Raw genomic sequence first — 24,001 nt, forward strand, 5'->3', positions numbered from 1 at the left:
AAAAAAATGAGGAGACAACGTTATCACAACGTCACCTCCTCCGTACTCTATATTATTTGTGAAATGAAATTACTTGTTTATAACCACTTTTTTACCGTTGATGATGTATACGCCCTTGGCGAGCTTGCCGTTCACACGTACACCGCCTATGGTATAAACTCTGTCCTTGCCTGATGCATCGACATTGATGCCATTGATTCCGTCAAAGATTACGACCTCGAACTCGAGAACAATCTCTTCATTGCATTTGGCACCGCTCTTTATCGGATCGATAGCGTCGTACTTCTCGTCGAAGATTACGCCCTCAGGTATTGTCATCACGTATTTGCCGTTAGTCTCTATAACGTTGTTCAGTGTAACAATCACCTCGGTACTGCCCTCAACAAGCGACATTGTTACGGGAACCTCGTCTACCGTCTCACCGTCCTTGGTTACAACAGCCTTGGCACCATCGGAAACACCGCCTACGGGAGCGCTCATCGTTATGACAACCTCGCTAAGTTTCTCCACTACGTCGGCTGTGTCGGGCGTTACGCTCTTCATGGCGAAACGGCCCATAACCTTGAACTCGGCTGCGATGGCGCTGTTGCACTTCGCACCGCTCATTAAGGGATCTGCCGCATCATATTTCTCGTCGAAGAGCAAGCCCTCGGCAATTGTCATTGTGTAAACACCGCTCTCGGTGATTGCGTTAGTCAGAACTACCTTAACGTCAGCACTGCCGGCCTCGATAGCGATCGGAGCCTCCTCGATTGTTACACCGTCCTTGGAGATAACTGCCTTTGCACCATCGGCTACACCGCCTACAGGAGCACTCATAGTTACCACAATCTCACTGAGGCTATTCACAACCTCATCCGCAGAAGGAACCACACTCAGCATATCGAACTTAGCCATAGCGCGGGTAACGTCGCCCTTTAGTCCCTCGATGTACTCGCCACCGGCAAACTTCACGTTGGAGAACTCAATCTGCGACTTGGCAGCCAGGTCATCGGCAGCCTTCACACGGAACGAGATAAGATTCTTGCCCGATACGAAGGGAGTGGATGTCATGCTGAACGCGATGATACGCACCAGACTCTCGCTCTCCTTAACCTCAGTGATGATGTGGTCGGCAGCGGCGTCGCCCAGTTTTACAATCTTGCCGTTCTCCTCGGATGCCACATAGGTAAGACCCTGTGGCAGAGTGATGTTCATCTGGAAGCTCTTGCGGTCGGTGTCGCTTTCGTAAGCCACAGTCACCTCTGCCTCTTCTCCAGGAACAATCTCTATAGGCGACACGGTAAGTGTCTCCTGAGCCTTGGCCATCGACAGTATGCCGAACAGCATCAGCATGGCAAGTCCCAACTTGACCGAGACTATATTATGGATTTTATTCTTCTTCATAATCATTCGTTTAAAAAAATCTGTTAGCAATCGTTGGTCTATTCACCCTCGCCGGTCTGCACCGACTTCATGATGCGCTCTACTACAGCGTCGAGGTCGTCTACCTCAATCTTTCCGTCGCGTGTCACGTCGTAGCGGCGGTCTGTGTTCTTACCGATAAAGGCTTCGTCAATCCACTGCTGGAGGTCGTCCACGTTCCACTTGCCGTCACCGGTGATATCGCTGACAGGATTAACCTTGAACGCAGGGGCACCGTCGATGACATACGACGTACCATTGACGCTCGACACCTTAACATTATATACCTTCACCTCGCCGGCCTCAGCGAAGTCGGCCGATGTCTTCAGACTGAATGAGAACAACGCACCGTTGTTGCCATCAAACACATCTGCAGTGATTGACGATATCACCACGCGATACTGATTGGCAGCGGTCACGCCCGACAGCTTGCTTGCCATGATGGTAACGTTGTCGCTCAGGCGGCCGTCGTTGCCGAACACGTACTCACCGTCCTCGTCTGTGAGCAGAGTCACACCGAGCGGCAGGGTGATGTCGGCCTGCAATCCGGTAACGCGGATATCGTTTTCAAGATTGAACCTCACCTCCTGCACGTCGCCGTCGGTCCACATCGACAAATCGTCAGTGCGGTCGAGAGTGGCTGTGCCCACATGCAGATTGGCCTTGTACTCGTCGCATGTCAGTTCAACCGACTTTGATGCCACCCACTTGCCGTTCTCCACAATCTCTGTCGAACCATAGCCGTTGTTGATGATGATTGTTCCCTCACGGAAGCTCGACTCAGCCACCACCGTGATTACCATTATAGCACCGTGGTTGCCCTTGAGGGCTGCCTTGGTCATGTCAGTAGCATTGGTGAGCAGGCCGGCACGGTAAACAGTATGCTGGTAGGTGTCCAAATCAGGCTGCGGCTCAAACATAAGCGTAAAGCCGTTCTTTGTCATTCGCGAAAGATCCTTGGCGGCTTTCTTATACTTCAGTCCGGCGGGCAGCGCTATGTCAAACTGCACCGACGAGATGGGTGTCTCGTTGTCAAGTTCGATGACAATGTCCTTTTCCTCACCCGGAATGAATGTCAGCCCGGCCTCCTGATTGATGCTCAGCTTGTTCACACCGAAGTCGTCTTGCGCCATAGCGGCCATGCTGCCGACTACGAACAGGACGACGGCGGCACAAAGACGTACTGTCAGGCGGCCCATGAATATATAGTTATTCTTGTTCATGTTACATTTACTTGTTTTATTTTGATGACAAGTCGTTCAGTTGAAAGGTACGGGGCCGGCCTTATGACCGGACGCCCCATTCCTTACCTAAACTAACCATCTTTTTATTTGTTAAAGACTTTCTTTGTCGTTCCGTCAGAACCTACGATGATGTTCACGCCCTTCTTCACGGCTTTCATCATCTGTCCGCCCACAGAGTAGATGCGCTCTTTCACTGTAGGAGCAGTGATGTCGGTGATACCCGTAGCCTCGTTGGAGCCTGCTCCGGCCAACTTATAAACGAGGCCCTTGGCATCGGAGAATATCACGTTGGAGAGTTCAACGTCGCCACCCTTGTAGTCGCCGCTCACCTCAACGTCGAGGTAAAGCATGGCGCCCGAGTTGCCCATGAAAGCGTTGTTGTCGAGCATCGAGACGAGCACGCGGTGCCATCCTCCGGCTATGTCGGCCGACATGAGCTCGTGGCCGTTGGCACGGTCGGTGAGGCTCTCGCCGGCGAGGGTCATGCCCTCGGGCAGCTTCACGTCAAGCTGGTAGCCAACATACTCGACAGCGTTGTCGAGGTTGACGGCCAGACAAACCTTCTTGCCGAAAATTGTTGTCTCCTCCGACTCAACAGCCATCGTAACAGCGTCGGCAGTCTGCACCGGCACTGCCATCATGGCTCTTGCCATTGCAGGCGAAGCAGCCGGTTTGTCGGTCTCTTCGTCGGTCCATGCCCAGTCGTTGTGGAACATTAGGTTAGACACGCAGGTGAGGTCGCTCACGTTGATTTCCCTGTCGCCGTTCACGTCGGCACCGCCAGCCTTGGCCTCGCTCAGCTTGTCGAATGTGCTGTTCTCCGGATCGAGGATGTATGCACGGATGGTGTTGTAGTCGGACACGTTCACCAGTCCGTCGGCATTGGCATCGCCCACGTAGAAGCTCTTCTCTTCGGCATCCTTCACCAGCTGCTCAACCTCGGTCTTCAGCGTCTGATACTTGGCCTCTATCTCGTCGGCCACATCCATATATCCGCCTTCGAGCGTTACAGGAGCCGGATTCTCGTCCTTGTCGAGATACGGGTTGCCGTCGATGTCTCTGTTCAGCACACCGTTATCGGCCTCTCCATTGTAGTCATTTAGAGCAGACAGTGCATTGAGTATATCCCAGTACTTGCCACGCAGCTCGTTCTCTACCGACGGAAGATAGCGCTTGATCTTGCTCTGCTTGCCGTTGTCCGGATTTGCAGAGTTTGCGTTGAGCTTTCCCATCACATCATCAAGATCACCAAACTTGTCTGACATTCTCACTGCGGCGAATACGTATGTAGACTTGGCGAGCAAATATTCGGTACCCTTCTCGATATTAGCCTTGTTGTCAACATCCACATCGTCCTTTGTCAGAACCACATCGGCATAATCCTTGTCGAGTGCCTCGGTAGATGCGGCAATGATGTCCTTAACGCCGTTGTACCAGTATGTGCGGTAGTCAACCCACTTGTATTCCTGCTTCTCTGCATCTACGAGCACGTCCGTTCCCGGGAACTGCACGTCCTCTTCCTCGTAGGCCATCACCTTGGTGTACACCTCGTCGAGAGCTGTTGTCAAGGTGCCCATCTGAGCGGTGAGCGCGGTGTAGGCGTCCTTGTTCTCTCTGTACTTCTGGTAAACAGTCTCCAGACCGCCAGCCTTCAGTATCTCGTCGAGCATGGCCTTCACGCCGTCGAGGTCGTTGTCGAGGTTGTCCTTGTGGAAGAGCAGCGACTCGTCGGCCTTCTTGCTCTCGATGTCAGCCCTTAGTTCGGCAAGAGCCTCTTTCACATCGTCCACAGCGTCACCGTAAGTAGACTTGGGCGAACCGAACTCGATGTCCTTGATGTTCTCGAACTCGGCAAACCAGCTGTCGATAGTGGCCAAAGTGGCGTCGATACCACCGCAAGCTCCGTCGAGAGCCTCCACAGCCTCGTCGAATGCACCGGTCTTCTCCTCGTTCAGGTCGATGAGCTTCTTATACAGGCCTGCAATCTCCTTCTCAATGGCCAGATAGGCAGTCTGTGCAGCTGTCTCGGCAGCGGCTACGTTGTTAGGATTCTCAGCAATGGCCGTATTGTAAGTAATAACAACATCGTCCACCTTGCCGGTGATGGCGTTGATGGCAGCCTCTATCTCCTTATCGGCCTTGTTCAGATCCTGAGCCACAACGTCGTTGTACAGTCCTTTCAGTACCGTAACCTGACCCTTGAGGGCAATCGGCTCATACTGGGTGAGCATCTTGACACGCAGTTCACTAACCAAGACGCTGATAGTGCCGGGTATCTCCTCGGAACCCTCGCAGTAAGCCTTGGCACGTGTCAGAACGTCAGCGCAGTTGCCCTTGGTATAACCGGCCTCAGCGTCACTCAGGAACTTGTCGAGAGCAGCCTCTATATTCTGTAAATCTTTGGCAGAAGCGCTACCATCATGATGAGCCTCGAAGAACGAGTTGATGAAATCGATCGTCCCGGCCAGTCCCTCACGGGCCTTTGCCACCACAGCGAATACATCGTCGAATGCCTTCTTGTTCAGTCCGTCGGCAAAGAGATCGTTGTAGATAAGGGCAAAGTTCTTTGTCTGCATCTGCTCCTTGTCTTCATACACAATCGTTGTGTTAAACTTGGGCAGTCCGTTCAAAGCCACGGTCAGACTCTCGTATCTCTGGTCGCCGGCAATTTCAGTATAAGCCTTCTGTGCAGCCTCTATGTCCTTCGCAAACTGCTCGTTGAACTTCTTGGCAGCGTCGATACGCTCCTGTGTCACCTTGGGCTGACCGTCAGGACCGAGTATAGCGCTCGGCTCGAAGCCTGCGAGCATCTCTGCCTCCCACTGTATCTTGGTCTGAGCCTCAGCCTTGCGGTAGTTCCATTCCTTGTTGGCCAGCACGTCGTTCTCGGCGGTGATGAGGTCGGCGATAGAGTTGAGAGTCTCCAGATACGACTGCACCTTGTAAGCGAACAGCGGGTCGATTGTGCCGTTGGCATTCAGCAGTCCGGCCATCTCCTTAGCCTCGGTCACGCTCTTGGTGATGTCGGCATAAGCCTCCTTGCGCACCTCCTCAGAGTAGCCTCTCGATACGAGTTCGGTGTTGGCGGCGGCAATGGCATTGTCGGCATCTGTTATCAGATTATCGTAGATAGCCTTGGCTGCTGTGTTGAGAGTGGTGCGATACTCCTCCATCTTGGCGTCAATATCATCATTGTATTCGTTGGCCTTATTCACCCAAACGCCCACCTCGTACAGCTCGGTAACCTTGTCGCCGGTAGCCTTGTAGGGGCTGTAAGCGGCATCCTCGTCGATATAGAGCTGGCGCAACTTGTCCACATATTCGTAAATTTTGGTGTGCACTTCAAGCAGTTCACCAGAAACGACGTTCTTGAGCTGCGGGTCTGTGATAGAAGCGAACAGGCTGAGGTCCTTGACTGCAGCCGAGAATGTCTCGTTGGCAGTGTTGTATGCAGCGACGAAGCGCTCATGGTTAGCCTGATTGGTGGCAATCATGGCCTGCTTGTATTCGTCACCGGTAATCTCCTTGCCCAGACGGTCAACCATATCCTGTATGGTCTTCTGGAGATCGGCCACCTCTTTCTTGTCGGTATCCGACAGTCCGGCAGCAAACTTGTCGGCAATCATCTTCTTGAGTTGCTCGATTGTGGTGGCGCGTGCCTCCTCTATCTCTGCCAGACGGCGTGTTGCCTCGCTGGTCTTGTCCTCTGTCTGTATCTTGTTGTAGAGCTTGTTTACATCGTTCTCCAACTTGGTGAAAGCGTCAACCTGGCTGTTGTGGGCCTTTTCGTTGGCATCCACCCTGCCCTGAACCTTATCTATCTCTTTCTTCAGATTGTCAAGAGCTGCTTTCGTTACAAGAGCATCCTTGGTGTGGCATGCCACTTTCTCCAAGTCGGTAGCGAGGTCTGTAACAGCCTTGTTGTACTGTGCCTCGTATCCCTCGGTGAGCACCTTGTCATAAAAGTAGTTGAGACCCGCTGCACCGTATGTTGAACGCTTGCTATCTATATAGTTTTTCTGCTTCGTTATTGCAGCCTCAATATCGTTCAACTGCTTGACACGGGCATTATATTCCTTGTAGCTCTTCTTGGCATTGTCGAGAGCCGTCTCCAGCTCTTCCACCTGTGCGGTATAGCTCTTCTCTGCATCGGTACCGATGTTTGCCTTTGCTATAAAGTCGGTCACAGCCTTAGAGAAAGCCGTAGCGGCAGCATGCTTCTTGTTGAAGATTTCATCTTCGGTATCGCCGGTAACTTCATCTATGGCGTTGTATTTTGTTTTCAGTTCATCAAATGCCGTAGCTATCGTTGTGCTGAGCGCATCAGCCTTAGTACCAATAGCCGTACTCTGTGCGTCACCACAATCTGTCGCTGTGGCACCATTCTTCACATCGGTTATACGATTGCCAAGTCCGTTGGCAAGTCTCTGTGCCGTGCCCAGCATTGTTTCGGCAGCGTCGATGGTCACCTGCTTGTCGTAGTGAGCCTTGTCGGCGGCGAAAGCGCCCTTCAAGGCGATAAGTTGCTCGGCGGTGTATCCAATACTCCACTTAGCGACCCGCTCCATTTCGAGAATATGGTCGGCACCATCCTTTTTGTTGGCACCGGCAATGCCATCGGTAATCTTAGTGGTATCGGCCTTTACAGCATCAATAACATTGCCATAGCTCTTGTCTTCATAACCTTCCAAAAGAATAGGCACTGTGGTGTTCTTGCCAACGATGTCGGTCAGGTCGGTAAGCGACGGCTCGATAGCTTCAATTTTACCGCGGGCTGTATTGTAAGCATCAAGACCTCTTTTCCAACGACCCACATACTCTTTCTTAATAAGATTCTTGATCGTGGTAAGACTTTTCAAGAATGCGTCCTTGTTGACCACGGCAGTACCATCCTTGTAATATCCGTCGGCCTCGGTAGCTTTGGCGGCCAACGCATCGCGGTGCGTCTTCTCCACTCCGGTGAAGTGAGCACCGGCATTGTAAAGTCCGTCTTCCGACAGTGTCTCGGTGGCCTCCTTTACTGTCTCATCCAGATAAGCCACAACCTTGCCCACCTCGTCGGTCATGGTGAAATGAGCGTTAAACTCGGCCACAGCAGTGTTTGTCTTGTCCTGTAGAGCGGTGAACTGAGTGTTGATGCTCTCCATTGCAGCAGCAGTGTCGAACACTGTCTTGTCCTCAGTACCCGATGTGCGGCCCTCGGTGAGTTTGTCCTTCAGAGCATCGATTTCACCACGAATCTTGTCCACAGCCTCCTTGTTCTCGTCAAGCAAGCCGGCACCGGTGAGACCCTCTACATACTTGTTGAACGATGTTTCAAAGTCGGTCACCTCTTTCCAAGCATCGTCGTAAGCCTGTTTCAGGTCAGTATACTTTTCAAGTACGGTAGGAACGGTAGTAAGCAGTGCGTTTGCATCAGTAAGCAGCGACTCGATGGTTGCCTTTACGCCACCATCAGCATCGTCGGCATAGCCCACCTTCTTGGTATCGTCGTTGGCCACATTGCCGAGCGTATATGCCTCGTCAATCTTGTTGGCAGCCACACTCAGTTCTTTCTTGGCTTTCTCATACCATGCCAAGTAGTCATTCTTATCAGGTGTCAGATTCTTCACAAGTCCTTCGAGCTGTCCGTCGTAATTGGTGCGAAGATCTTTCACCTTTTCATTCAGTTCGGTCTTGGCGGCATCGTTGGCAGCGTAAGTGGCAGCCTTTGCGTCCATAACGGCACGTCCGTCACTACCGGTATTGGCAGCGGCCACATTGCGGAGTTCCTTGGTCAGGTTCTCGATATCTTTCGACAGGCTTTCCGACTTTTCGTTCAGTTCGTCACCTTTTTCGATATATCCCTTTTCGTCCTTATAGTCTGTTATCTGCTTTCCCTTTGCGTCGATTTTCAAACCATCAATTTGTCCATTCTTATAATCGCAGAACGCTTTCGTATATTCAGGAGTGTGCGACATATTCAACCAATCTTTCCAGAATTTCTTCTCTTCTGCAAGAGCATCGAATTTCTTTGTCAGATCATTGAATGTGAGATAGTAAGAAAGCTCCTTGATAGACCGTGCGTCGATATCATTCATCTTGTCACGATAGTACTTCTCGCCTTTAGCCAATTCTGTATCGGCGGTGAGTTCTGTCTGCAAGGTGGTGAGTTCGAGAACATAATTGTCTCTGCTTCCCTCATACAAATCCCCGTATAGACTTATCTTCTGAATAAGCACACCGATCTCCGTTAACAGCTGACTGTGAATTTCTTGAGGTGTAGCGGCCTGCGCTGATACAGACACGCTCACCGCCGCCATGGCGGCCAAAGAAAGTGTAGTTTTGTTCATACGTCGAAATAATATATATTAATATTGTTTGATTACTTTTTGAATTAATTCCTGTGGGCAAAGATAAACATTTAAATTACGGCAACGGTTATAAAAAAATGTGGTTTCCGTGAACCTGCCGGTTTATTTCGCGAATCTCTGCGGTGACGCCTACTGCGGCCTCATATTGTCTATCAATGTGCGCAACACGGGCTTGGGGATCTTCACCGCCACGGTGCCGCCGCTGTCGTCGGCCAAGAGCAGTTGCTGCTTGATGGTGCTCACATGGAATATGCGACGTGTGTTGACAATGTGCTTCCGCCCCAACCGCACGAATGCCTCGCTGCCCTCGGGCTGTTCGCCGATGGCAGACTCCACTTTCGACAGTCCGAAAGGCAGCATGAAGTGAGTGCCCGAGGCGTAGTATACGTGCGAGTAATGGTCGTCGGCCTGGAAGTACATCACCTGTCCGAGGTCGACCACATACAGTTCGTCGTAAAGTCCGAAGCACAGCCGGCCGGTACGTGTATCCATTGTTTTTTATATTATATAATGTATCTGATGTGGTATAGTTAATTTCAGCTATATTCCGTGTTGCAAAGGTAGTTTGAAACAGTAAGAAAACACATGTATGGGCGTCTCAGATATCAAGACACCGTGTTATGAATATTACCACATATTGTCAAACAAATCGTTACAGAACCGAATAAACCATATCATACCCCTACAAAAAGCACATTACCGGAGATGTTTTCTCGAATATAATTCTTAACTTTGCATTCGGATGCCCGCTCCGGCGGCTCCGCGACACATTTGGAAAAGAAGCGTTTTTTGCTTTATCCTTTATTCGAAATTTCGCCAAAATTTTATCCGAAGGAGAAAAGCAGTCGAAGACGCCTCCGCATGTCGTATATCCACTCCCGCCAAGGGAACAAGATATCCGATAAAGGCGTAGGAGTGGACTGTTTATTTCGGATAGGGCGTTTGGCGATGCCTCGAATAAGATAAACGGCACATCGTCCTGCGCTTTTTTGTGTCGGTGACATTCAAACGATTTGCAAAGCCGCAAGAAGGACGTACGTGGCATAACGAAAAGTAGACAACAAAAAATGATTCACGTAGGCAAGATGATCAAGGCCGAGCTCGCCAGGCACCCCAAAGCGCACACCGTGACTTGGTTTGCCGAACAACTGCATTGCAAACGCACCAATGTTTATGATATCTTCAACCGGGCCAACGTGGACACCGGACTGCTCACACGGATATCACGTGTGCTGGAACACGACTTTTTCCATGATCTTTCAGAAAACCTGAAAGAGGATGTATAACGGGATGTGGTCCGATGAAGCGGCAGGCGGATTAAAGATTTTTCTAAAAAAACGCCACTTCTTCTTTCTCATTCTGGAAAAGCCGCGAGGCCGTCTCTGCTTTCTTTACACGCATTTTCACCATCGTAACCTTGCCGCGGCGGCCTCCCGAGGTTCCCGTTACGGCCCCGTTGGAGTGTCATAAGGCCGTAACGGGAAAGCCGCGAGGCCGCCGCGGCAACACCGGGAGGCCCTCTCTGCTTTTCTTACACGGCTCTGCAGCAGTCATACACACGTAACACACTGATTATCAACGCTTCCTATTTCAACGTAAAAATGGCGTTTTTCGGACTGTAACCGGCAAAAGGCGATTTTGTGACGGACGACGAAGTGTTTTGTAAAAGATATATCACAGGCTCCTATAATTCTCCAAGGAGAATACTGAGCGCGCACATTGCATATTTGATTCACTTCCATATATCCGCCCTGCCCAACAGGAAGTCGTAAAGACTCACCATCAGTATGCCGTTCTCATTATATCCAGATGAATAGCGGTCTCCGGCAACAATAATTTTTCTGAAACCATCGTCCACCTGTAAGAGCGACGCCTGTTCCTGAGCCACCTTTTCCATAGTAGGCAAAGCATAAGCAGATTGGATATACAGCCGTTCATCGTGTCTATTGACCACAAAGTCAATCTCCAGATTTCTTCTCAGAACTCTCCCACCTGTTCCTCGCTTAAAACTTTCAACAAGGCCCACATCTACAGAAAATCCATTGCGGCACAATTCATTGTATATAACATTCTCCATAGCATGGGTCGGCTCAAGCTGACGAAAGTCCAACACTGCATTGCGAATGCCCATGTCCTCAAAATAATACTTCGTTTCGGTTCCGATGTATTTTCTTCCCTTCACATCATAACGCAAAGCCTCGTTTATAAAAAATGCGTCTTCAAGACACTTTATATACCTGCCGATGGTTGCCGGAGCTATGTCCATCGCAACAACGGTATTAAATGTATTTGCTATACGTCGTACGTTAGTACCCGACCCCATGCCTGATGCAAGAATCCTTACGAGTTCACGCATGCCTTCTGCATTTTTCAAGTTGTTGCGTTCCAAAACGTCCTTCAGATAAACAGTTTCATAGATTTCACGCAGATAGTTCTGCCTGTCCTCCACTCTTTCAAATTGGGCTACTGCGGGCAAGCCTCCATATTTGTAATACAGTTCTAAAGCCTCAGCCTTTTCACCACCTACAACTTCGTAGTATTCGGAAAAACTAAGTGGATGTATCCTGATTTCCCATCCTCGCCCACGAAATTCGGTAATGACATCTTTAGAAAGGAACTTTGCATTGGAACCTGTAACGTAAACCTCTGCGTTGGGAATGCCTAAATACGAATTTAACACATCTTCAAACTCCTTTACCAACTGTACCTCATCGAGCATGATATAGTATTTGCAGGAATCTTTCATCTGAGAATCAATATATTGAAGCAGACAGTCCGGGTCACGGAATTTCTTGTTTCTGCGGTCTTCCAGATTTACTTGAATGATATGGTCTGAAGATACCCCACGCGCAAGAAGTTTTTCGCGGAAGAGATTAAATAACAGATACGACTTGCCACAACGACGTATGCCGGTTATGACTTTAATCATTCCATTACCATCTGCCCGTAGCAGTTGGTCAAGATAATATTTTCGTTCAAAAAGCATGTTCTATGTTATATTTTCGTGACATGACACAGATTTGTGAAGCAAAAATACACTTTTCTATTCAAATCACCAAAAAATCCTGTTTCCGGTTCTCCATTTTTAACAATCAAGTAAGTATCACACATTTAATTCCGTAAAACAGTTATTAGACAGGCGAATCCGTTAATCAATATTAAAAAATGGGGGGGGGTGAAACATTTTCCATGTCACATTCGTCTATATTATACGTAGATTTAACGACAAAACTAAAAAAGTATGAAAAGAGAATTCGCAGCAATGCTGCTCGTGCTCGCGGCGGCATCGGCTGCAACGGCACAAAACAAGGAAAATGTCTTTACGGTGAAAGGAATACTGGCCGATTCGCTGACAAAACAGGGAGAGCCATACGCCACCGTCAGGATAACCCGTAAGGGAGAACCGGCAAAGGCGCTGAAAATGATTGCCACCGACAAGGACGGAAACTTCAAGGTTAGCATGAGCGGCAACGGCACGATGACGCTGACGGCAAGTTCGATGGGCCGCAAGGATGTTGTAAGAGACTTCACCGTGACGCCCGGCCGCAAGACAGTGGACATGGACACGCTCTTTATCGGCAATGCCGACAACGAGTTGCAACAGGTGGTGGTGACAGCGCAGAAACCGTTAGTGAAAGCCGACATCGACAAGATAGCATACAGTATCGAGGACGACCCCGACTCGAAATCAAACACCGTTCTGGAAATGCTGCGCAAGGTGCCGATGGTGACTGTCGACGGCGAGGACAATATAAAGGTCAACGGAAAGTCATCGTTTAAAGTCTACGTAAACGGCAAACCCAACAAGATGATGAGCGACAACCCTACTGACGTGCTGAAAAGCCTGCCGGCCAACACGGTAAAGCGCATAGAGGTGATAACCAACCCGGGACCTAAGTACGACGCCGAGGGTGTTGGCGGCATAATCAACATCATCACCACCGAAGGCGGTTTCGAGGGATATACCGTAACGCTGAGCGGCAATGCCGGCAACAGAGGAGCCGGTGGCGGAGCTTTCGGCACGGTGAAGCAAGGCAAGCTGACCGTGAGCGCACGCTACAACTACAACCACAACGAAAACCCCGAAAACAAGTCGGAAGGCACAAGGCTTACCATAGGGAATGTCACCGAGGCGTCGTCCGACCTGTTATCGACGGGCACGAACAAAAGCAGATACGACTCGCACTCGGGAAGCCTTGAGGCCAGCTACGAGATAGACACGCTGCGTCTGGTGACAATGGAATTCGGACTGTGGGGACACGACAGCAAGGCACAAGGCGGCGGCACGGCTCAGGGCAAGGAGCCGGGAACCGACCGCGAACTGTATTTCGGCAGGACAGCAACCTCCAACGACTACTCACGATTCTCTATAAACGGAGGAATTGACTATCAACGGACATTCGCCAACGTGAAAGACCGCATGCTCACCCTGTCATACAAGATAAGCACAAACCCGCAGACAAGCGATTCTCACTCGAGCTATCTCGACATGAGGGCTACAGACAGCCAATGGCAGGATTTTGTAAACAAGCTGAACGAACAGCGCAACGACGGACAGCAAAACTCTACGGAACATACATTCCAGGCAGACTATACCACGCCGATAGGAAAGATACACACTCTGGAGGCCGGTGTGAAATACATACTGAGAAACAACACATCGGAGAATGACAGGTGGGAGCGCAAACTTACCGACAACGATTTCGCTCCCGACACCGACCACAGTTCACACTACAAACACCGCAACGACATCATGGCCGCATACACCGGCTACGGACTGAAGCTGAACAAACTGTCCGGACGCCTAGGACTGAGATATGAACACACCATGCAGGACGTAGAGTATATCCTCGGACGGGGAGCCGATTTCAGCAAAAATTTCGACGACATCGTACCGTCGGCAAGCATCGGCTATAAACTGACTGATATGCAGAACATCAGATTAGGATACAACATGCGTATATACCGACCGGGCATATGGTATCTCAATCCATATTTCGATGACAGCAATCCCACGTACATCACCCAAGGAAATCCGGAACTGACATCGGAAAAGACACACACTGTGAACTTCAGCTACAGCAACTTCACACCTAAGGTGAACATCAACATATATACGGGATACTCAGCCACAAACAACAGTATAGAAGACGTGACGGAACTGGTATCTGACGTGACGCTGGTAGACAAGGGACTTCAGAATCCTACGGGAAAGGATGTCATATATTCTACATACCAAAACATCGGCAAGGTAAGAAGTTTCGACATCAGCGGATATGTCAACTGGAACGCCACTGCCTCCACACGAATCTACGCCAATGTATACGGACGCTATTCGCATCTGGAGAACGGACGTGAACTGCGCAACCACGGATGGTATATGAGTACAAACGGAGGCGTACAGCAGACGCTGCCGAAAGATTGGCGGCTGAGCATGAACTGCTTCTACCAGACACCGTGGATAATGCTCCAGGGTAAGGGAAATACATGGCTGAACTACAGCATGAACGTGAACAAATCATTCATGAAAAAGCGGCTCACCATATCGGCCTTTGCAAGCAACTTTTTCAAGAAATACAGAACGACGAAATGGACCGAACAGAACACCAACTTCATCAGCGAAAACCGCAACCGCATGCAGTTGATGCGCTATGGAGTCAGCGTTAACTTCAGAATAGGAGAACTCAAAGCGGGAGTGAAGAAAGCTGAACGCACCATCAACAACGACGATACAAAGAGCGGAGGAAACAATTCTTAAACAATACTGAGTTGTGTATCAAAACCACAGCACCGGTAGAGACGTGTAGCGTACCTACCGGTGCCACGGTAAATTCCATATCATGAAATACCCTCATTCTTTATCTTCGGCATTCAATATGCCTTTTTCTCGATTTTAAACGTTATATTTGCACACGAAACAAATATAACAAGACGATGAAGACTATCAACACACGACGGACCATCCGTAAATATTCAGACAAAGAAGTGTCTGACGAACTGCTCGACAGACTGCTGACAGAGGCGGCACGCACACAGACCATGGGCAATCTGCAATTGTACAGCGTGGTGGTGACACGCTCGATGGAAGGCAAGGAGCGTCTGGCACCGGCACATTTTAACCAACCCATGGTAACAGGCGCCCCTGTGGTACTGACCATCTGTGCCGACTATAACCGTACGTCGACATGGTGCCGCAACCGCAAGGCCGAACCAGGATACGACAATTTCCTGTCGTTCGTCAATGCAGCCACCGATGCTCTGCTCTATACGCAGACTTTCTGTAATCTGGCCGAAGAAGAGGGATTAGGATTATGCTATCTCGGCACCACGGTATATATGCCGCAGATGATTATCGACGCTCTCAATCTGCCCAAACTCGTGATGCCGGTGGCCACAATAACACTCGGATGGCCCGACGAGCAACCCGTTCTGACCGACCGGTTGCCGACAGCATCGTTCGTGCACTACGAGACTTACCACGACTACACTCCCGAAGACATCAACCTGCATTATGCCGCCAAGGAGGCACTTGAGGAAAACCGCCGCTTCTGTGAAATAAACAACAAGGAAACACTGGCACAGATATTCACCGACATCCGATATACAAAGAAAGACAACGAGGCTATGTCGGAAGGTATGATGGAAGCGCTGAAGAAACAAGGGTTTCTTTAAAGTTCAGAACGAAGAGTAAAGGGTGAAGAGGTATGATTACCTTTGTTATATGAGGATTGGAATAACATCACAATCTGGCAACAAAGGTAATCATACCTCTTCACTCTTTACTCTTATCTCTGAACTGTGAAAAAGGTAATCATACCTCTTCACCCTTTACTCTTCGTTCTGAACTTAATCAAGTATTATCGGCTTGTACTTAGGAACAAGTGTCTTCATGATACACCAAGCCAGCAGATAGGCTATAGCGCAGATGCAGAACACGATCATATAACCAGCGGGCTTGCCTTCAAAACCGAGGAATGTGAATGCAGCGCCCTGCTCCTCAGCGAATGTGAAGAGCTGGCCGGAACCCTTGTTGATAAGGAAAGAACCGACACCGCCGGCCATACCGCCTATACCCGTAACAGTAGCAATGGCACTCTTCGGGAACATATCGCCTACGGTAGAAAATATATTTGCCGACCAAGCCTGATGACCGGCACCTACAAGACCTATAATGACAGCCGGCCACCATGCCGAATATGCACCCAAAGGCTGGGCTGCGACGCATACCAAAGGAATGAACGCGATAAACATCATAGCCAGCATACGACCGGCATATGGATTCATGCCTTTTTTGTCAACGAAATATGTCGGCAACTTGCAGATATAAATGGAAAGAAACGTCACAATGGCATACAATGTCATAATCAACAGCATACCTGTACCTGAAGACGCCTTGTAGCCATAAACATCCTGAAAATATCCCGGAGCCCAAAACAAGAAGAACCACCATACACCGTCTGTGAAGAACTTGCCGACGATGAATGCCCATGTCTGCTTGTATCCGAAACACTGAAGAAAAGGTATCTGCTTCTCTTCTTTAACATCTTCTTCTTTCTTGGTGTCTTCTGTCTCATCGTCCTGATGGATATACAACAACTCTGCCTTGTTTACTTTTGAAGACTTCTCCGGTTTGTCGTACCATTTAACGAAGAATCCCATCCAGACAAAACCAAGGGCACCGATGATGATAAAAGCCATCTCCCAACCGAATGCCTTCGCCAAAGGCGGTATCATAAGCGGTGCAGCCAAAGCACCGACAGAAGCACCGGCATTGAAAATAGACGTAGCATAAGCACGGTCCTTTTTCGGGAAATACTCTGCCGTAACCTTGATGGCAGCCGGGAAATTACCGGCCTCACCAAGACCAAGAATAGCACGACAAACAAGGAACAGCCAGACTCCTGTCGAAGCTATCGCTATAGCCGCAGAACTGCCTTCCTCAACGGCACGCATAGCATCAAGGCTGTCCAAACCGTGAATATATTGTGTGGCTACGGCTGTACCTGCATGGATACATGCTCCGAAACTCCACACTCCGATAGCCCAAAGGTATCCTTTCTTTGTTCCCATCCAGTCTACGAACTTACCTGCAAACAACATGCAGATAGCATAGAAGATAGAGAAATAAGCTGTAATGTTACCATAGTCTTCATCTGTCCAATGGAAATCAGGATAGATAAACTCCTTTGCTGTCAGCGACAGCACCTGTCGGTCAAGATAGTTGACTGTTGTCGCAACGAACAACAATCCACAAATCCACCAACGCCAATTTGTCATTTTTGTAGTTTGTACGGGACTCATTTTTGTTTATTTTAGGTCTTAATTTAATTGCTTTTGCAAAGATATGTAAAATAATTGATATTCTAATAATAAATCGGGAATCTTTTATAATTGAGAGTTGAAAGTTGAGAATATCTATAATTGAGAATTGAAAGTTTAGAATTGAGAATTATGATTACCCCTGTTAATATCACAGGTCATCAGTATATACTGATTCTACAAAAGGTTATCATAATTCTCAATTCTAAACTTTCAATTCTCAATTATAGATATTCTCAACTTTCAATTCTCAATTATAGATATTCTCAACTCTCAATTATAAAAAATGTTCAGTCCTGATAATACACTTTCTTCACCCTGCCGCTCACGCTCGTAAGTATTTCATACGGTATTGTGCCGATGGCATCCGAAAGCACAGTGACAGGCAGTTCCGGACCGAAAATCTCAACAGCGTCACCCTCCTTACAATCTATATCGGTCACGTCTATCATGGCAACATCCATGCATATGTTGCCCACATAAGGCGCTTTCTTACCGTTGACGATACAATAACACCTGCCATTGCCCAAATGACGGTTGAGCCCGTCGGCATAACCAATCGGTATGGCACCTATCACGCTGTCACGGCTGAGCACACCGCGGCGGCTGTAGCCCACGGTTTCGTAGACAGGCACATGCCGCAGTTGCAGGATGGTGGTGCGGAGCGTGCTTACGGTGTTCAGGATACGGTTGTCACAAGGGTCTACGCCGTAAAGCCCAAGCCCCAGACGGCACATGTCGAGCTGACGTTCGGGGAACTGCTCTATACCGGCCGAATTGTCCATGTGACGCAGTATGCGGTGGTCGAAGGCTGACTGCAACTTGCGGCTGGCATCATCGAACAGCCGGAACTGACGGGCCGAGAATTCATCGAAGCCATGACTGTCTGACCCTACGAAATGCGAGAACACCGAGCGCGGGATGATGGCGTTCTGCCCTTTCAAGCGACGTATCACCTCGTCAATATCCCGTTCGGGGTCGAAACCGAGGCGGTGCATGCCTGTGTCGAGTTTTATATGAACGGGCCATCCGGTGATGCCCTCTTTCTCAGCGGCATGTATGAGAGCGTCCATCAGCCTGAAGCTGTACACCTCCGGTTCAAGATCGTAATCGAATATGGTCTTGAAAGCCGTCATCTCCGGATTCATAATCATTATATTGCCGGTGATGCCGTTCTTGCGCAGTATCACTCCCTCGTCAGCCACGGCCACAGCCATATAGTCCACACGATGGTCCTGCAACGTCTTGGCCACCTCAACAGCTCCCGCTCCATAGGCATCGGCCTTGACCATACAAACGAGTTTGGTCTCCGGGTGCATGAACGAGCGGTAGTAGTTAAGATTGGCAACTACGGCATTGAGATTGACTTCAAGTATGGTCTCGTGCACCTTCCGCTCAAGAAGTTCGGTGATATGGTCAAAGCCGAACGATCGCGAACCTTTTATCAATATGACTTCATCACGCAACGAACGGAACACGTCGCTGCTGATGAACTCATTCACATCGGCAAAGAACCACTTCTCTCCGATGCGGAAACTATCCGCCTGACGACACAGGGCCTTGCCAATGCCTATGAACTTCTCCACACCGCGCTTCACGGCCAGTTCGGCCACCTCCTTATACAGCGTCTCCTCACTCTCGCCGCTCTGATATATATCGCTGAGCACCAACGTGCGGCGGCGTCCGTGATGGTCAGGCCGACGGCTCATGAAGTCGAGGGCAATGTCCAGCGAGTTGACATCAGAATTGTACGAATCGTTGATGATGGTGCAGCCGTTGCGGCCTTCTTTTACTTCCAGACGCATGGCTACCGGCTCCAGACGCGACATGCGTCTGTCGAGTTCTTCCGGCACGACACCGAGATAGAGTGCCACACAGGCACAGGCTATGGAGCACTTCACCGAAGCCTCGTCCATAAACGGCAAACGATAAGTGCCGGCCACACCTTTATATATATAATGTATCATGGTGGTGACTGTCTCGTGCCGTGCATCCGTACCGGCAATGCTGCCGGCTTCATTGTCCGCTGCCACATCGCTGTCGGCCCCACGCTCCACCCAAACCGTCATGCCGACAGCATCGGCCGAGCGTCCGGAAACTACGTCATCGAACTGTCCGGAAGAAACAATGCTCCACCCTATCTTATCACCGCCGAATCCGGAACGGCGTATACAGCGGCTCACGATGTCATCGTCGGAATCATAGACAATCACCTGTGCGTCGTGAAACAATTCAAGTTTCTCACGACATTTCTCCTCCATCGTGCGGAAGTTCTCCTGATGCGGTGCGCCAAGCGACGTGAGCACGCCTATCGTCGGCTGAATGATGTCGCGCAGAGCCTGCATCTCGCCCGGTTCACTGATACCTGCCTCAAACAGCCCCACCTCGGTATGCTCGCCTATCAGCCACACCGACAGCGGCACACCTATCTGCGAATTGTACGACCGTGGCGAGCGCGTCACAACCATCTGAGGCGAGAGCAGCTGATAGAGCCACTCCTTTACAATAGTCTTGCCGTGCGAACCGGTAATGCCCACCACCGGGATGTCAAACTCGTCCCGATGTCTCTCGGCCAGACGTTGTAGGGCTGCCCGCGGACTCACAACTTTCAGGAAGTTGGCGTCAGCGTATTCAGTTGCAGCTGTTTCAGGCACATGCTCCACCACAAAATTACGCACTCCACGGCGATAAAGGTCGTGTATATAGTTATGTCCGTCGTTACGCTCTGAACGCAGGGCAAAAAACAACGTCTCTTCAGGAAAACACAGCGAGCGGCTATCAGTAAGTATCCACCCGATGTTTGCGTCGGCCCGGCCGATGCGACGCGCTCCAATGAGCGTGATTACTTTCTCGATAGAATATTTCATAATAAGAATAAGTTCCTCTGCCCACCACCGGGCGGAAGCTATCACATTGCAAAGTTCGGATATTTTTTTGATAACGCCGCCACTTTATCAACTGTTTTTTTCATAAACTCACGGTATTCTTCGCTCTCGGGATTAAACGGCCTGTGCCCCAGCGCCTCTTTCAACGGACGCCACTCCTCGATGAAGCGTTTGGCCTCCGTACTGAAATAAGCATCAGCAAACAGTTCCCAAATGTAGCCGACGGCCTGTTCGGAAGGATGCAACATGTCGGGCTTGTAGAAACGATAGTCGCGCAGTTCGTCGTTCATCACCTCGTATGCCGGGAAATACACGCAGCGGCTGTCCTCGCACACAAGCCTGTCGGCAGCCAGCAAAAGCACGGCCTTCGACAACCGACTACCATGATAACCGTATTTGGCATAGCGTATAGGGCTCACCGTCACCACCACCCTAACCTCGGGATTGCGTACGGTAAGGACGTCCACCGCACGACGCAGATAGCCGTAACACTCGTCTACCGTCAGTTCTTCCTCACTGAACAGCCGCTGCGGCCGCTTACGGCAGTTGTCCACAATCTCACCCGTCTCGCGCAGCCGGTACACACGATTGGTGCCGAGCGTGAACAGCGCCACCCGCGGGGCTTCACCGCAACGTTCCACCGTGTGCAGTATACTCGCCGGATTGTACATCACGCCAAACGGATTGACCACAGCCCGAAATTTCTCGTCCTTGGCCCGCTGTCCTATACCTTCGGCAAAGCACGACCCCACGAAGAGCATACGTTCGTTGGGCCCTATCGCAAAGTCGGGCTTTGGTATGTCTACTTTTGTAATTAATTCCATAACATATAAGGTCAGAGTTCAGAATGATGAATGAAGAGGTATGATTACCTTATTCAGTTTAGAATGAAGAGTGAGGAGTGATGAGGTATGATTACCCTTGTCTCCATACAAGTATCACACATTATTCGCGACCTGAAGGTAATCACACCTCTGCACTCATCACTCTTACCTCTGAACTATGAATTAGCTCCTGCTTACCTGCATTCCTTTGCGGCTCAATGACATCTCCACGAAGCGTGCGTTGGAATTTGGCCGGTTGGCATTGAGGGTCTGTTTGATGCGCGCAGCCGCCTCGGGGTCCTTGGCCACCATATACAGATAGCCGCCCCCACCTGCTCCCGGGAGTTTATATCCGAGGCAAAGGTCGTCTATCAGGTCGGTCATAGCCCGTACGGCCGGCGGATTGGTGCCGGCGTCGATAGCCTGGTTCTGCATCCACGACTTACCTACAAGACGTCCGGCCTGATTGAAATCGTGGCGCTGTATAGCCTCATACATATCCATGGTATGCGCTTTCATCTCCCGCTGCAGGCGCAGTTGTGCTCCGTTGTTGAGGAACATGCGGCGCACTATCTCCGAAAGAATATTCTTGGCCGTACGCGTGATACCCGTATAGTACAACAGATGGCACTGCGCATATTCCGGCTGTGTGTATATATCGTCAGGCAGCCAGCGCACCAAAGGGTTCTGGCTGAAACCGCGCTGCGTCTGCAACAGTTTCACGCCATGAAGCACACCTCCGAACTGATCCTGCCATCCGCCGCCCGTAGTGAGCATCTGCTCAAGCACGAGCGTACGCCGGCCTATCTCGTTCTTGTCCCATGCCAGCGAGCAGAAATCGCTCACGGCGCCAAGCACCGTGGCTGCAAGAATGCTGCTCGTGCCCAGTCCGCTGCCGGCGGGTATGGCCGAGAGCAGGGTCAGCTCTATGCCACAGCCGAAATCCTCCAGCTGAGCACGCAGCGACGGATAGCGCACCGTGCTGAATCCGGGTTGGAACCCTGCCAGTACGAGCGCTGCCTTAGGTATAGAGAACGGGCTGCCCACATGACTGAAATCGGCCAGCTGTCCGTATGTATCTATCACCTCCACGGCTCCAAGGTCTATGCTGCGGCACACGATGTGCGGTTCGCGGCACGGCCTTACGTATGTCTGCAACGGCGGCTGGCCGTTGAGCTCAATAGCCAGATTGATCACGTTTCCACCCTCCATGAGACAGAAAGGCGGAGTGTCGGTCCATCCGCCGGCAATGTCGATGCGCACGGGACTGCGTCCCCACACTATCTGATCGCTATAGACAGACATGCGCGGCTGCTGTTTCTCGGCAAGTACGGATGCCGTGAGCCCTTCACGCAGAAGCGAGAAAGCCCGCTGCTCGTCTGTCTGCCATTCACCGCCTTTAAGGCGGCACACCTCCGAACGGAACATTGCATCGTGAATGCGCGTGAGCAACGGCAGGTCGTTGCCTATGGGGCGCGGCATCTCTATACCGGCCGAGGCAAACGAACGGGCAGCGTCGTCGAGGTCAAGCTGATAGAACACACTATGCTCATGATTGCGGGCCAATGCGGCCCAATTAGTCTTTCGGAAGTCGCGCCGCTGAGCCACAAGACGCACAAGATTGGCTTCGTTGGATATTTCTTCGGCACTCATCATCCGATGACCGGCAAGTTCGGCGGCAAAAGACGCTTCGGTGTCTGTCTCACAACGGGTGACATAGTCGGTGGAAAGCATCCACGACAGCATACGGCCCATATCCGACAAATCGTCGGTAACGGGAAATATGCGGGCCTGCTGCATGGAACCGGCAAACTTGGAACCTATATTATATGTACGTATTACAAAAGAGACGTCGCCCACTGGCACAATGTCGACACACTGTCCGGGAGCAAGGCTTATGTCCCAATCATTGCGCGGCACACCGGTAATGACATTGTCGTGGCTTACGGTCCAGCCCTTGCCAACATGACTGTTCTCAATCCACATATTGGTATTGCCGGGCGTAATCTCTATATCCGTCAGCGCATTCTGAATGAATATCGACGGATGGGGCTTGCGGCCGCGGTGCATTATCTCACGCTGGTCGTTGACGATGTTCTGCACGGCCAGTGTCGACGATATCATCTCGCGACTCGTTCCATAGTGATAGAACTCGCCGCCGGGCAATGGAAGAATCTCCACACGCAGCGAGCGCAATTCGTCGTCGGCAATCTGCGGATCCGTGCCCAAAGCGCAGCCAAATTCGCTGTACAGATCGTACTCTACGATATCGTTGCCGCGCTTGGAACGTTTCATCAGCAATTCGACAGCACGGTCGCTGAGCAGCCACACACCGATGTCTGTAAGGTAGAAATGGTCCTGAAGCAGATCGTTAAGTGTCTGCACCGACGGCTTCTGAAGCATACACTTGAGCACCGACGGCGTGCGGCGGTCGGAAACAAAGACACCATGGTCGGTGGCCACAGACGAGTCGAGCCACAGGCCATAGCACACCACATCGGCATCCGGCACGGGCGGCAGTTGCTCGGCGGCACGTATATAGACGTCGCCACTCACTATCATAGTGTTGATGCCCTTGGGCGCAAGATCCATCAGACGCTCGTAGAGCGGCAGTTGCAGGTCGAGCAATGTCTGGCTGAGTCGCTGGCCTCGTTCCCAGCGGAACACCGGTACGGGCGTGAGTATCTTTCCTGACGGTGCATACGACGGCAACCTCCGGCTCTGTCCGCCGGCATGCAGCAATATGCGGCGGTCGCCATGCAGCCATTCACCGAAACTTTCCCCTTTGTTCCACGCACGGTAGCACTCTTCAAGCAGCCACGTAGTGCCGCCGCCGCTACCAAGTTTATGTCCAACGGGGTCGTTGGTACAAAAATATTCTTCGGGCGAAAACCCTGTTATTTCATGAAATGACGCCACCAGATTAGGCGGCAATGACAGCAACTTTTTCATAATTTGTATCTAATTGGTCC

Annotated in this window: 12 protein-coding genes; 3 read left to right on the top strand and 9 right to left on the bottom strand. The window is 50.6% G+C overall.

Going from position 1 to position 24,001, the window contains the following annotated elements; genetic code table 11:
• Positions 1–69: 69 nt before the first annotated feature.
• From HPS55_RS10520 to HPS55_RS10535, 4 genes are all read right to left on the bottom strand, one after another.
• The gene (locus tag HPS55_RS10520; protein WP_172177273.1) at positions 70–1,386 is read right to left on the bottom strand and encodes a hypothetical protein; all 1,317 of its coding nucleotides are present in this window, start codon (positions 1,384–1,386) and stop codon (positions 70–72) included.
• A gap of 38 nt (positions 1,387–1,424) precedes the next feature.
• Entirely contained in the window at positions 1,425–2,627 is a 1,203-nt protein-coding gene (locus tag HPS55_RS10525) for a hypothetical protein (RefSeq protein ID WP_172177271.1), read from the bottom strand.
• Between the two features lie 104 nt (positions 2,628–2,731).
• Complete coding sequence (locus HPS55_RS10530) at positions 2,732–8,980, bottom strand: dockerin type I domain-containing protein (RefSeq protein WP_172324957.1); 6,249 nt, start codon at positions 8,978–8,980, stop codon at positions 2,732–2,734.
• A 150-nt stretch (positions 8,981–9,130) separates the two neighbouring features.
• A complete protein-coding gene (locus tag HPS55_RS10535; RefSeq protein ID WP_172177267.1) occupies positions 9,131–9,493 on the bottom strand; it encodes a LytTR family DNA-binding domain-containing protein in 363 nt (120 codons plus the stop codon).
• A 575-nt stretch (positions 9,494–10,068) separates the two neighbouring features.
• On the opposite strand from HPS55_RS10535, the gene HPS55_RS10540 reads away from it, so the two are divergent.
• Positions 10,069–10,287, top strand: coding sequence for an XRE family transcriptional regulator (locus HPS55_RS10540; protein ID WP_172177265.1), 219 nt, complete (start codon positions 10,069–10,071; stop codon positions 10,285–10,287).
• Positions 10,288–10,733: 446 nt separating this feature from the next.
• Here HPS55_RS10540 and HPS55_RS10545 read toward each other — a convergent pair whose 3' ends face one another.
• Positions 10,734–11,987 carry an ATP-binding protein gene (locus HPS55_RS10545; RefSeq protein WP_172177263.1) on the bottom strand — a complete coding sequence of 418 codons (1,254 nt, stop codon included), beginning with the start codon at positions 11,985–11,987 and terminating at the stop codon, positions 10,734–10,736.
• Positions 11,988–12,242: 255 nt separating this feature from the next.
• On the opposite strand from HPS55_RS10545, the gene HPS55_RS10550 reads away from it, so the two are divergent.
• Both HPS55_RS10550 and HPS55_RS10555 read left to right on the top strand, forming a co-directional pair.
• The gene (locus HPS55_RS10550) at positions 12,243–14,759 is read left to right on the top strand and encodes an outer membrane beta-barrel family protein (protein WP_172177261.1); all 2,517 of its coding nucleotides are present in this window, start codon (positions 12,243–12,245) and stop codon (positions 14,757–14,759) included.
• A gap of 176 nt (positions 14,760–14,935) precedes the next feature.
• Complete coding sequence (locus HPS55_RS10555) at positions 14,936–15,673, top strand: nitroreductase family protein (RefSeq protein WP_172177259.1); 738 nt, start codon at positions 14,936–14,938, stop codon at positions 15,671–15,673.
• Positions 15,674–15,847: 174 nt separating this feature from the next.
• On the opposite strand, the gene HPS55_RS10560 is transcribed toward HPS55_RS10555, so the two are convergent.
• From HPS55_RS10560 to HPS55_RS10575, 4 genes are all read right to left on the bottom strand, one after another.
• Positions 15,848–17,302: an MFS transporter gene (locus HPS55_RS10560; protein ID WP_172177257.1), complete on the bottom strand. Its 1,455-nt coding sequence runs from the start codon at positions 17,300–17,302 to the stop codon at positions 15,848–15,850.
• A 308-nt stretch (positions 17,303–17,610) separates the two neighbouring features.
• Positions 17,611–20,187, bottom strand: a complete 2,577-nt coding sequence (locus HPS55_RS10565) for a bifunctional UDP-N-acetylmuramoyl-tripeptide:D-alanyl-D-alanine ligase/alanine racemase (RefSeq protein ID WP_172177255.1) — start codon at positions 20,185–20,187, stop codon at positions 17,611–17,613.
• A gap of 41 nt (positions 20,188–20,228) precedes the next feature.
• Positions 20,229–21,029, bottom strand: coding sequence for a GSCFA domain-containing protein (locus tag HPS55_RS10570; protein ID WP_172177253.1), 801 nt, complete (start codon positions 21,027–21,029; stop codon positions 20,229–20,231).
• Between the two features lie 183 nt (positions 21,030–21,212).
• The gene (locus HPS55_RS10575) at positions 21,213–23,981 is read right to left on the bottom strand and encodes a bifunctional fucokinase/fucose-1-phosphate guanylyltransferase (RefSeq protein WP_172177251.1); all 2,769 of its coding nucleotides are present in this window, start codon (positions 23,979–23,981) and stop codon (positions 21,213–21,215) included.
• Positions 23,982–24,001: the final 20 nt, after the last annotated feature.

It is taken from the genome of Xylanibacter rodentium (genome assembly GCF_013166575.1).
GTDB classification, from domain to species: domain Bacteria; phylum Bacteroidota; class Bacteroidia; order Bacteroidales; family Bacteroidaceae; genus Prevotella; species Prevotella rodentium.